We start from the raw sequence: 12534 nt of genomic DNA on the forward strand, positions 1-12534 counted from the left end.
ATGTCTGTAGAAGATACTCAACCGCTTATCACGCATCTGATTGAGCTGCGTAAGCGTCTGCTGAACTGCATTATCGCGGTGATCGTGATATTTCTGTGCCTGGTCTATTTCGCCAATGATATCTATCACCTGGTATCCGCGCCGTTGATCAAGCAATTGCCGCAAGGTTCAACGATGATCGCCACCGATGTGGCCTCGCCGTTCTTTACGCCGATCAAGCTGACTTTTATGGTGTCGCTGATTCTGTCAGCGCCGGTGATTCTCTATCAGGTGTGGGCGTTTATCGCCCCGGCGTTGTATAAGCACGAACGTCGCCTGGTGGTGCCGCTGCTGGTTTCCAGCTCTCTGCTGTTTTATATCGGCATGGCGTTCGCTTACTTCGTGGTCTTTCCTCTGGCATTTGGCTTCCTCGCCAATACTGCGCCGGAAGGGGTACAGGTATCCACCGACATCGCCAGTTATTTAAGCTTCGTTATGGCGTTGTTTATGGCGTTTGGTGTCTCCTTTGAAGTGCCTGTGGCAATAGTGCTGCTGTGCTGGATGGGGATTACCTCGCCAGAAGACTTACGCAAAAAACGCCCGTATGTGCTGGTTGGCGCATTCGTCGTCGGGATGCTGCTGACGCCGCCGGATGTCTTCTCGCAAACGCTGTTGGCGATTCCGATGTACTGCCTGTTTGAAATCGGCGTCTTCTTCTCACGCTTTTATGTTGGTAAAGGCCGAAACCGGGAAGAAGAAAACGACGCTGAAAGCGAAAAAACTGAAGAATAAACTCAACCGCCCGTCAGGGCGGTTGTCATATGGAGTGCAGGATGTTTGATATCGGCGTTAATTTGACCAGTTCACAATTTGCGAAAGATCGTGATGATATTGTAGCGCGCGCTTTTGCTGCGGGAGTTGATGGGCTACTTATCACCGGCACTAACCTGCGAGAAAGCCAGCAGGCGCAAAAACTGGCGCGTCAGTATCCGCACTGTTGGTCAACGGCGGGCGTGCATCCTCATGACAGCAGCCAGTGGCAAGCTGCAACCGAAGAAGCGATTATTGAGCTGGCCGCGCTGCCAGAAGTGGTGGCGATTGGTGAGTGTGGGCTCGACTTTAACCGCAACTTTTCTACGCCGGAAGAGCAGGAACGTGCTTTTGTTGCCCAGCTACGTATTGCCGCAGAATTAAACATGCCGGTATTTATGCACTGTCGCGATGCCCACGAGCGGTTTATGACATTGCTGGAGCCGTGGCTGGATAAACTTCCTGGTGCGGTTCTTCATTGCTTTACCGGCACACGCGAAGAGATGCAGGCGTGCGTGGCGCGTGGAATTTATATCGGCATTACAGGTTGGGTTTGCGATGAACGACGAGGGCAGGAATTGCGTGATCTGTTGCCACTTATTCCTGCGGAGAAATTGCTGATCGAAACCGATGCGCCGTATTTGCTCCCGCGCGATCTCACGCCAAAGCCATCGTCACGGCGTAACGAGCCTGCGTATCTGCCCCATATTCTGCAACGTATTGCATACTGGCGAGGGGAGGATGCTGCGTGGCTGGCGGCTACCACAGATGCGAATGTCAAAACACTGTTTGGGATTGCGTTCTAGAGTTTGCGGAACTCGGTGTTCTTCACGCTGTGCTTAATTTCTTTATTGATAAGATTAAGCAATAGCATGGAGCGTGCCTCGCCGTCAGGCTCGGTGAAAATGGCCTGAAAACCTTCGAATGCGCCTTCGGTAATAATCACCTTATCACCTGGGTATGGTGTTGCCGGATCGACAATGTTTTCCGGTTTATACACCGACAGCTGATGAATCACTGCCGATGGGACTATCGCTGGCGATGCACCAAAGCGCACGAAGTGGCTGACGCCACGTGTAGCGTTGATGGTAGTGGTATGAATCACTTCTGGATCAAATTCCACAAACAGGTAGTTGGGGAACAACGGCTCACTGACTGCGGTACGTTTGCCACGCACGATTTTTTCCAGGGTGATCATCGGCGCCAGGCAATTAACGGCCTGTCTTTCGAGGTGTTCCTGGGCACGTTGAAGTTGCCCGCGCTTGCAGTACAGTAAATACCAGGATTGCATAATGACTCTTATCCGTTTAATCGGGGCGCAAGAATAGCAAAAGCGATGCGTTAAGTTAATTATATTCCCCGGTTTGCGTTATAGCGCCTGAGTTCACGCTAATTTAACAAATTTACAGCATCGCGAAGATGAACGCCGTATAATGGGCGCAGATTAAGAGGCTACAATGGACGCCATGAAATATAACGATTTACGCGACTTCTTGACGCTGCTTGAACAGCAGGGTGAGCTAAAACGTATCACGCTCCCGGTGGATCCGCATCTGGAAATCACTGAAATTGCTGACCGCACTTTGCGCGCCGGTGGGCCTGCGCTGTTGTTCGAAAACCCTAAAGGGTACTCAATGCCGGTGCTGTGTAACCTGTTCGGTACGCCTAAGCGTGTAGCGATGGGCATGGGGCAGGAAGATGTTTCGGCGCTGCGTGAAGTCGGTAAATTATTGGCGTTTCTGAAAGAGCCGGAGCCGCCAAAAGGTTTCCGCGACCTGTTTGATAAGCTGCCGCAGTTTAAGCAGGTGTTGAACATGCCAACGAAACGGTTACGTGGTGCGCCTTGTCAGCAAAAAATCGTCTCCGGCGAGGACGTCGATCTTAACCGTATCCCCATTATGACCTGCTGGCCGGAAGATGCCGCGCCGCTGATTACCTGGGGGTTGACCGTAACGCGTGGCCCGCACAAAGAGCGGCAGAATCTGGGTATTTATCGTCAACAGTTGATTGGTAAAAATAAACTGATTATGCGCTGGTTGTCGCATCGCGGCGGTGCGCTGGATTTCCAGGAGTGGTGTGCGGCGCATCCGGGTGAACGTTTCCCGGTTTCTGTGGCGCTGGGTGCTGATCCCGCTACTATTCTCGGTGCAGTCACGCCCGTTCCAGATACGCTTTCAGAGTATGCTTTTGCCGGATTGCTGCGTGGCACCAAAACCGAAGTGGTGAAGTGTATCTCCAATGACCTTGAAGTGCCCGCCAGTGCGGAAATTGTGCTGGAAGGGTATATCGAACAAGGCGAAACGGCGCCAGAAGGGCCGTATGGCGACCACACCGGTTACTATAACGAAGTCGATAGTTTCCCGGTATTTACCGTGACGCATATTACTCAGCGTGAAGATGCGATTTACCACTCCACCTATACTGGTCGCCCGCCGGATGAACCTGCGGTACTGGGCGTGGCGTTGAACGAAGTGTTCGTGCCGATTCTGCAAAAACAATTCCCGGAAATTGTCGATTTCTACCTTCCGCCGGAAGGTTGCTCTTATCGTCTGGCGGTCGTGACGATCAAAAAGCAATACGCCGGGCACGCGAAGCGCGTCATGATGGGCGTCTGGTCGTTTTTACGCCAGTTTATGTACACCAAATTTGTGATCGTTTGCGATGATGATGTCAACGCACGCGACTGGAACGATGTGATTTGGGCGATTACTACCCGTATGGACCCAGCGCGGGATACGGTGCTGGTTGAAAACACGCCCATTGATTATCTGGATTTTGCCTCGCCTGTTTCCGGGCTGGGTTCAAAAATGGGGCTGGATGCCACGAATAAATGGCCAGGGGAAACCCAGCGCGAGTGGGGGCGTCCTATCAAAAAAGATCCGGACGTTGTCGCGCGTATTGACGCAATCTGGGATGAGCTGGCTATTTTTAACAACGGTAAAAGCGCCTGAGGCGCGTTTGTATTGCCCTATTTATCGATCCGACAGAGAAAGCGCATGACAACCTTAAGCTGTAAAGTGACCTCGGTAGAAGCTATCACGGATACTGTATATCGTGTCCGAATCGTGCCAGACGCGGCCTTTTCTTTTCGTGCTGGTCAGTATTTGATGGTAGTGATGGACGAGCGCGATAAACGCCCGTTCTCAATGGCCTCGACGCCGGATGAAAAAGGTTTCATTGAGCTGCATATTGGCGCTTCTGAAATCAACCTTTACGCGAAAGCAGTCATGGATCGCATTCTTAAAGATCATCAAATCGTGGTCGATATTCCGCACGGTGAGGCATGGCTGCGCGATGATGATGAACGTCCAATGATTCTGATTGCGGGCGGCACCGGGTTCTCTTATGCCCGCTCGATTTTGCTGACGGCGCTGGCGCGTAATCCCAATCGTGATATCACCATTTACTGGGGCGGGCGTGAAGAGCAGCATCTTTATGATCTCTCCGAGCTTGAGGCGCTTTCGCTTAAGCATCCAGGTTTGCAAGTGGTGCCGGTGGTTGAACAACCGGAAGCGGGCTGGCGTGGGCGTACTGGCACAGTGTTAACGGCGGTATTGCAGGATCACGGTACGCTGGCAGAGCATGATATCTACATTGCCGGACGTTTTGAGATGGCGAAAATAGCCCGTGACCTGTTTTGCAGTGAGCGTAATGCGCGGGAAGATCGCCTGTTTGGAGATGCGTTTGCGTTTATCTAAGCCATAAAAAACCCGCCCCTGACAGGCGGGAAGAACGGCAACTAAAACTTTATCAGTGGCATTTAGATCTATGTCGCATCCGACAATTGGTGCACGATGCCTGATGCGACGCTGTCGCGTCTTATCGTGCCTACAAATAGTCCTGAACCGTAGGCCGGATAAGGCGTTCACGCCGCATCCGGCAAACAGTGCCTGATGCGACGCTGTCGCGTCTTATCAGACCTACAATTGGTGCTGGAACGGTAGACCGGATAAGGCGTCACGCCGCATCCGGCAAGTGTTTAAACCCGCTCAAACACCGTCGCAATACCCTGACCCAGACCGATACACATCGTCGCCAGACCAAACTGGACGTCTTTGCGTTCCATCAGATTCAGCAGCGTGGTACTGATACGCGCACCGGAACAACCCAGCGGATGACCCAGCGCGATCGCGCCGCCGTTGAGGTTGATCTTCTCGTCAATCTGTTCCATCAGTCCCAGATCTTTAATACACGGCAGGATCTGCGCGGCAAAGGCTTCATTCATTTCAAACACGCCGATATCACTGGCAGAAAGACCCGCTTTTTTCAGCGCCAGCTTCGAGGCCGGAACCGGGCCGTAACCCATAATCGACGGATCACAACCGACGACTGCCATCGAACGCACACGGGCGCGCGGCTTAAGACCTAATTCACGGGCGCGGCTTTCACTCATTACCAGCATGGCAGCTGCGCCATCGGAGAGCGCAGAAGATGTACCCGCCGTTACCGTACCGCTGACTGGATCAAACGCCGGACGCAGTGTGGCGAGGGCTTCCACGGTTGTTTCCGGGCGAATCACTTCGTCGTAATTAAACTGTTTCAGTACGCCGTCGGCATCGTGACCACCGGTCGGGATGATTTCATTTTTAAATGCCCCCGACTGCGTGGCGGCCCAGGCGCGAGCGTGTGATCGCGCGGCAAAGGCATCCTGCATTTCACGGCTGATACCGTGCATACGCGCCAGCATTTCTGCCGTTAAGCCCATCATGCCCGCCGCTTTGGCGACATTGCGGCTCAGGCCGGGGTGAAAATCGACGCCGTGACTCATCGGCACATGGCCCATATGCTCCACGCCGCCAACCAGACATGCCTGCGCATCGCCGGTCATGATCATTCGTGCTGCGTCATGCAGTGCCTGCATGGATGAACCACACAAGCGATTGACGGTAACCGCCGGGACAGAGTGCGGCACTTCTGCCAACAGCGCCGCGTTACGGGCGATATTAAAACCCTGCTCCAGCGTTTGCTGCACACAGCCCCAGTAAATATCATCGAGAGCAGCCGCTTCCAGCGCCGGATTACGCGCCAGCAGGCTACGCATTAAATGAGCGGAGAGATCTTCCGCACGCACGTTACGAAAAGCACCGCCCTTCGAACGGCCCATCGGGGTGCGAATTGCATCGACAATGACAACCTGTTCCATTGTGACTCCTTAAGCCGTTTTCAGGTCGCCAACCGGACGGGCTGGCTCAACCGGGGGATAGTACGGTTCGTTATGACGTGCTTTATTACGCAGACCTTCCGGCACTTCATACAGCGGGCCGAGGTGCTGATATTGCTGTGCCATATCGAGGTATTTCGCGCTGCCGAGGGTGTCCAGCCAGCGGAACGCGCCGCCGTGGAACGGAGGGAAGCCCAGGCCGTAGACCAGCGCCATATCCGCTTCTGCCGGAGTGGCGATAATGCCCTCTTCCAGACAGCGCACCACTTCGTTGACCATCGGGATCATCATGCGGGCGATAATCTCTTCCTCGCTGAAATCGCGCTTCGGATGGCTGACTTCTGCCAGCAGGTCGTCAACGGCGGCGTCTTCTTCTTTCTTCGGCTTACCTTTGCTGTCTTCTTTATAACGCCAGAAACCGAGGCCGTTCTTCTGACCAAAGCGGTTGGCATCAAACAGCGCGTCGATGGCATCGCGATAATCTTTCTGCATCCGCTGCGGGAAGCCTGCTGCCATCACGGCCTGAGCGTGGTGCGCGGTATCAACCCCCACGACATCCAGCAGGTATGCCGGACCCATTGGCCAGCCGAACTGTTTTTCCATCACTTTGTCGATTTTGCGGAAGTCCGCGCCGTCGCGTAGCAACTGGCTGAATCCGGCGAAGTAGGGAAACAGTACGCGGTTAACGAAGAAGCCGGGGCAGTCGTTCACCACAATCGGCGTCTTGCCCATCTTGCTCGCCCAGGCGACGACTTTAGCGATGGTTTCGTCGGAGCTTTTCTCACCGCGAATAATTTCCACCAACGGCATCCGGTGCACCGGGTTAAAGAAGTGCATCCCGCAGAAGTTTTCCGGGCGTTCCAGCGCATTGGCCAGTTCGCTGATAGGAATGGTTGAAGTATTAGAAGCCAGCACGGTATCCGGGCGAACTTTTTGTTCGGTTTCTGCCAGCACGGCTTTTTTCACTTTCGGGTTTTCAACAACTGCTTCTACCACAACATCCACACGGTCAAACCCGGCGTAGTCGAGCGTTGGGTGAATTGTGGAGATCACGCCAGCCAGTTTCAGACCATCGATCTTGCCGCGCTCAAGCTGCTTGTTCAGCAGTTTCGCGGCTTCGGTCATGCCGAGGGTTAACGACTTGTCGTTGATATCTTTCATGACAACCGGCACGCCCTTCCACGCGGACTGGTAAGCGATACCGCCGCCCATAATGCCTGCGCCCAGCACGGCGGCCTGTTTCGGGGTTTCAACGTCTTTGGTGAGTTTCTTCGCTTTGCCTTTTACATATTGATCGTTAAGGAAAATGCCGACCAGTGCGCGAGCTTCGTTGGTGTGCGCCAGCGGGACAAAACTTTTGTTTTCCAGGTTTAAGGCTTCTTCACGGCCAAAACGGGCAGCCGCTTCAATAGTTTTTACTGCGGTGATGGGGGCTGGATAATGTTTCCCCGCTGTTTGCGCGACCATCCCTTTAGCGATGGTGAAGCTCATGGTGGCTTCAATCTTGCTCAGTTTTAGCGGTTCCAGCTTCGGTTGACGTTTCGCTTTCCAGTCGAGGTCGCCGTTAATGGCCTGGCGTAAAATCGCCATTGCGCCTTCAAGTAGTTTTTCTGCTTTGACTACGCCATCCACCAGACCGATTTTCAGCGCCTGATCCGCGCCGACATCTTTACCGGCGGCAATGATTTCCAGCGCACTGTCAGCGCCCAGCATACGTGGCATACGCACGGAGCCGCCAAAGCCCGGCATGATGCCCAGTTTGGTTTCCGGCAGACCGATACGCAGATCCGGCGTCGCCAGACGATAATCGGTCGCCAGCACGCATTCGCAGCCACCGCCCAGCGCATAGCCGTTGACGGCAGCAATGGTCGGCACCGGCAGATCTTCCAGGCGATTAAACACGCTATTGGCAAAGTGCAGCCACTGGCTTAACTGTTCTTCGGGAACGAGGAACAGGGACAAAAATTCGGTGATATCAGCACCGACGATAAAGGCTGCTTTGTTCGAACGCAGCAGCAGCCCTTTTAAATCTGATTGCTGTTCCAGCACACCGATGGCCTCGCCAAGGCTGGCGACGGTCGCAGTGTCGAGTTTATTAACTGAGCCTGGGGCATCAAATACCAGTTCGGCAATGCCATCTTCCAGCCAGTCAAGGTACAGGGTGTCGCCTTTGTAAAGCATGTCAGTCTCCTGAATCCGCAAGGTGATCTGGTCGTACCAGATGAAACGAAGTGTGTATTTTGTGTTAAAAATATGCAAACAAAAGATTAAAGAAATGCCGATTCGATCACGCTCGGCAGAAATCACGCTCTGTATTAACGTTGTGCTAAGATGCGGAGACTTAAGGTCAAAAAAACAGAAGGGTAAAAAATGGAATCACTGGCCTCGCTCTATAAAAATCATATAGCTACCTTACAGGAACGGACTCGCGATGCGCTGGCGCGTTTCAAGCTGGATGCATTACTTATTCACTCCGGCGAGCTATTCAACGTTTTTCTCGACGATCATCCCTATCCGTTTAAAGTGAACCCGCAATTCAAAGCGTGGGTGCCGGTAACTCAGGTGCCAAACTGCTGGCTGCTGGTGGATGGCGTGAACAAGCCGAAACTGTGGTTTTATCTGCCGGTTGATTACTGGCACAACGTCGAACCGCTGCCGACCTCCTTCTGGACTGAAGATGTGGAAGTGATCGCGCTGCCGAAAGCCGATGGCATTGGTAGCCAGCTGCCTGCTGCGCGCGGCAATATCGGTTATATCGGCTCTGTGCCGGAACGTGCGCTGCAACTGGGTATTGAGGCCAGCAACATCAACCCGAAAGGGGTGATCGACTACCTGCATTACTACCGCTCCTTCAAAACCGAGTACGAACTGGCCTGTATGCGTGAAGCGCAGAAAATGGCAGTCAACGGTCATCGCGCGGCAGAAGAAGCCTTCCGTTCTGGCATGAGCGAGTTCGATATCAATATTGCCTATCTGACTGCGACTGGTCATCGTGATACCGACGTGCCTTACAGCAACATTGTGGCGCTTAACGAACATGCTGCGGTGCTGCATTACACCAAACTGGATCATCAGGCGCCGGAAGAGATGCGCAGCTTCCTGCTGGATGCCGGGGCAGAATATAACGGCTATGCGGCTGACCTGACCCGTACCTGGTCGGCAAAAAGCGACAACGACTATGCACAGCTGGTGAAAGACGTAAATGATGAACAACTGGCGCTGATCGCTACCATGAAAGCGGGCGTCAGCTATGTGGATTACCACATCCAGTTCCATCAACGCATCGCCAAACTGCTGCGTAAACATCAAATCATCACCGATATGAGTGAAGAAGCGATGGTCGAAAACGATCTCACCGGACCGTTTATGCCGCACGGTATTGGCCATCCGCTTGGTCTGCAGGTGCATGACGTAGCCGGTTTTATGCAGGATGATAGCGGTACGCACCTCGCGGCACCGGCAAAATATCCGTACCTGCGCTGCACCCGTATTCTCCAGCCAGGCATGGTTTTAACCATCGAACCGGGTATCTACTTCATCGAATCGTTGCTGGCGCCGTGGCGTGAAGGGCAGTTCAGCAAACATTTCAACTGGCAGAAAATTGAAGCACTGAAACCGTTCGGCGGCATTCGTATCGAAGACAACGTGGTGATCCACGAAAACAACGTGGAAAACATGACCCGGGATCTGAAACTGGCGTGATGGAAAGCTGGTTAATTCCTGCGGCACCGGTCACGGTCGTTGAAGAGATCAAAAAGAGCCGCTTCATTACGCTGTTGGCGCATACCGATGGCGTTGAGGCGGCGAAAGCGTTTGTTGAATCGGTAAGGGCAGAGCACCCCGATGCCCGCCACCATTGCGTGGCGTGGGTAGCTGGCGCACCGGATGATTCTCAACAACTGGGTTTCTCTGATGATGGAGAACCGGCAGGAACGGCAGGTAAACCAATGCTCGCCCAACTAATGGGCAGCGGCGTCGGGGAAATTACCGCTGTGGTGGTGCGCTACTACGGCGGCATCTTGCTGGGCACTGGTGGGTTAGTGAAAGCGTATGGCGGCGGCGTTAATCAGGCGCTGCGCCAGCTAACGACCCAACGCAAGACGCCATTAACCGAATATACTTTGCAATGTGAATATAGTCAGTTAACCGGCATTGAAGCGTTGCTGGGGCAGTGTGGCGGCAAAATTATCAACAGTGATTATCAGGCATTCGTTCTGCTGCGGGTGGCGCTTCCGGCGGCGAAAGTGGCTGAATTTTCCGCAAAGCTGGCGGATTTTAGCCGTGGTTCATTGCAATTGTTAGCGATTGAAGAATAATCCCCACTTCATTTTGCAGAACTAAGGAAGCGGCAGAGATGCATTTTCGCGCCATTACCCGAATCGTTGGACTACTGGTCATCTTATTTTCAGGGACGATGATTATCCCTGGGCTGGTAGCACTCATCTACCGGGATGGGGCAGGCCGCGCTTTTACCCAGACCTTTTTTGTCGCCCTCGCCATTGGCTCTATGCTGTGGTGGCCGAACCGTAAAGAGAAGGGCGAACTGAAATCCCGCGAAGGGTTTCTGATTGTGGTGCTGTTCTGGACGGTGCTGGGTAGCGTCGGTGCGCTCCCTTTTATCTTCTCGGAAAGCCCGAACCTTACGATTACCGATGCGTTTTTTGAATCTTTCTCCGGCCTGACCACCACCGGGGCCACTACGCTGGTGGGGCTGGATTCACTTCCTCATGCGATTCTTTTTTATCGCCAGATGCTGCAATGGTTTGGCGGGATGGGGATCATCGTGCTGGCGGTAGCGATACTGCCTATCCTCGGCGTTGGTGGGATGCAGCTCTATCGCGCGGAAATGCCCGGCCCGCTGAAAGATAACAAAATGCGCCCGCGTATTGCGGAAACGGCGAAAACCTTGTGGCTGATTTATGTCTTGCTGACCGTCGCCTGTGCGCTGGCGCTGTGGTTTGCCGGAATGAATGCCTTTGATGCCATCGGCCATAGCTTTGCGACTATCGCCATCGGCGGCTTCTCGACACATGATGCCAGCGTCGGTTATTTCGACAGCCCGACGATTAACACCATCATTGCTATCTTCCTGCTAATCTCCGGCTGTAACTACGGTCTGCACTTTTCGCTGTTAAGTGGGCGCAGTCTGAAGGTTTATTGGCGCGATCCGGAATTTCGCATGTTTATCGGCGTACAGTTTACGCTGGTGGTTATTTGTACACTCGTTCTGTGGTTTCATAATGTCTACAGTTCGGCGCTGATGACGATTAACCAGGCATTTTTCCAGGTGGTGTCGATGGCGACGACTGCCGGATTTACGACAGACAGCATTGCCCGTTGGCCGCTCTTCTTGCCAGTACTGCTGTTATGCTCTGCTTTTATCGGTGGTTGCGCCGGGTCAACGGGCGGTGGCCTGAAAGTGATCCGCATCCTGCTGCTGTTCAAGCAGGGGAACCGTGAGCTGAAACGACTGGTGCATCCGAACGCCGTCTACAGCATTAAGCTGGGGAATCGCGCACTGCCGGAACGTATCCTCGAAGCCGTTTGGGGATTTTTCTCCGCCTATGCATTGGTGTTTATTGTCAGTATGCTGGCGATTATCGCCACGGGCGTGGATGACTTTTCTGCCTTTGCCTCGGTTGTTGCGACATTGAATAACCTGGGGCCAGGGCTTGGCGTGGTTGCTGATAACTTTACCAGTATGAACCCGGTGGCTAAATGGATCCTGATTGCCAACATGCTGTTTGGTCGTCTGGAGGTCTTTACATTGCTGGTGCTCTTTACCCCGACTTTCTGGCGTGAATGATGGAGTAATACGTGAAAACATTAATTCTTTTCTCAACAAGGGACGGACAAACGCGCGAGATTGCCTCCTACCTGGCTTCGGAATTGAAAGAACTGGGGATCCAGGCGGATGTCGCTAATGTGCACCGCATTGAAGATCCACAGTGGGAAAACTACGATCGCGTGGTTATTGGCGCTTCTATTCGCTACGGTCACTACCATTCTGCATTCCAGGAATTTGTCAAAAAACATGCGACGCAGCTGAACTCGATGCCGAGCGCCTTTTACTCCGTGAATCTGGTGGCGCGCAAACCGGAGAAGCGTACTGTGCAGACCAATAGCTACGCGCGGAAGTTTCTGATGAACTCGCAATGGCGTCCCGATCGCTGTGCAGTCATTGCCGGGGCGCTGCGTTATCCTCGTTATCGTTGGTATGACCGCTTTATGATCAAGATGATTATGAAGATGTCAGGCGGAGAAACGGATACGCGCAAAGAAGTTGTCTACACCGATTGGGAGCAAGTGGCGAATTTCGCCCGAGAAATCGCCCATTTAACCGACAAACCGATGCTGAAATAAGCATAAAGAATAAAAAACGCGCATTCGGAAAATTATTTTAAATTTCCTCTTGTCAGCTCAGAATAACTCCCTATAATGCGCCACCACTGACACGGAACAACGGCAAACACGCCGCCGGGTCAGCGGGATTCTCCTGAGGATCTCAACAGAGAAAAGCAAAAAAATGCTTGACTCTGTAGCGGGAAAGCGTATTATGCACACCCCGCGCCGCTGAGAAAAAG

General features: G+C 53.3%; 11 protein-coding genes. 8 read left to right on the top strand and 3 right to left on the bottom strand.

Going from position 1 to position 12534, the window contains the following annotated elements; translation table 11 throughout:
- Window positions 1–771, top strand: a complete 771-nt coding sequence (gene tatC / locus A7098_RS16435; protein WP_000109945.1) for a Sec-independent protein translocase subunit TatC — start codon at window positions 1–3, stop codon at window positions 769–771.
- 41 nt (window positions 772–812) lie between these two features.
- Complete coding sequence (gene tatD / locus A7098_RS16440; protein WP_105281106.1) at window positions 813–1595, top strand: 3'-5' ssDNA/RNA exonuclease TatD; 783 nt, start codon at window positions 813–815, stop codon at window positions 1593–1595.
- On the opposite strand, the gene rfaH is transcribed toward tatD, so the two are convergent.
- Window positions 1592–2080 carry a transcription/translation regulatory transformer protein RfaH gene (gene rfaH / locus A7098_RS16445; protein ID WP_001192393.1) on the bottom strand — a complete coding sequence of 163 codons (489 nt, stop codon included), beginning with the start codon at window positions 2078–2080 and terminating at the stop codon, window positions 1592–1594. The genes tatD and rfaH overlap by 4 nt on opposite strands.
- Before the next feature lie 166 nt (window positions 2081–2246).
- Between rfaH and ubiD the strand changes: the two genes are divergently transcribed.
- Both ubiD and fre read left to right on the top strand, forming a co-directional pair.
- Window positions 2247–3740: a 4-hydroxy-3-polyprenylbenzoate decarboxylase gene (gene ubiD / locus A7098_RS16450; protein ID WP_000339815.1), complete on the top strand. Its 1494-nt coding sequence runs from the start codon at window positions 2247–2249 to the stop codon at window positions 3738–3740.
- 45 nt (window positions 3741–3785) lie between these two features.
- On the top strand, window positions 3786–4487 hold the full coding sequence (fre, locus tag A7098_RS16455; protein WP_105281107.1) for an NAD(P)H-flavin reductase: 702 nt from the start codon (window positions 3786–3788) through the stop codon (window positions 4485–4487).
- 281 nt (window positions 4488–4768) lie between these two features.
- On the opposite strand, the gene fadA is transcribed toward fre, so the two are convergent.
- Window positions 4769–5932 (bottom strand): acetyl-CoA C-acyltransferase FadA, encoded by a 1164-nt coding sequence (gene fadA / locus A7098_RS16460; protein ID WP_000438749.1) that lies wholly within the window; start codon window positions 5930–5932, stop codon window positions 4769–4771.
- A gap of 9 nt (window positions 5933–5941) precedes the next feature.
- Window positions 5942–8131, bottom strand: a complete 2190-nt coding sequence (gene fadB / locus A7098_RS16465) for a fatty acid oxidation complex subunit alpha FadB (RefSeq protein ID WP_105281108.1) — start codon at window positions 8129–8131, stop codon at window positions 5942–5944.
- Between the two features lie 189 nt (window positions 8132–8320).
- On the opposite strand from fadB, the gene pepQ reads away from it, so the two are divergent.
- Genes pepQ through hemG form a run of 4 tightly spaced genes read left to right on the top strand, consistent with a single transcriptional unit; the run spans window position 8321 to window position 12313 of the window.
- Window positions 8321–9652, top strand: a complete 1332-nt coding sequence (gene pepQ, locus A7098_RS16470; RefSeq protein ID WP_105281109.1) for a Xaa-Pro dipeptidase — start codon at window positions 8321–8323, stop codon at window positions 9650–9652.
- A complete protein-coding gene (locus tag A7098_RS16475; RefSeq protein WP_001353706.1) occupies window positions 9652–10266 on the top strand; it encodes an IMPACT family protein in 615 nt (204 codons plus the stop codon). The genes pepQ and A7098_RS16475 overlap by 1 nt, the downstream gene beginning before the upstream one ends.
- A 38-nt stretch (window positions 10267–10304) precedes the next feature.
- The gene (trkH, locus tag A7098_RS16480) at window positions 10305–11756 is read left to right on the top strand and encodes a Trk system potassium transporter TrkH (protein WP_000545681.1); all 1452 of its coding nucleotides are present in this window, start codon (window positions 10305–10307) and stop codon (window positions 11754–11756) included.
- A gap of 11 nt (window positions 11757–11767) precedes the next feature.
- Entirely contained in the window at window positions 11768–12313 is a 546-nt protein-coding gene (gene hemG, locus A7098_RS16485; protein WP_105281110.1) for a menaquinone-dependent protoporphyrinogen IX dehydrogenase, read from the top strand.
- Window positions 12314–12534 lie beyond the last annotated feature (221 nt).

This window comes from Escherichia sp. MOD1-EC7011, from assembly GCF_002965005.1.
In the GTDB taxonomy this organism is placed as follows: Bacteria; Pseudomonadota; Gammaproteobacteria; order Enterobacterales; family Enterobacteriaceae; genus Escherichia; species Escherichia ruysiae.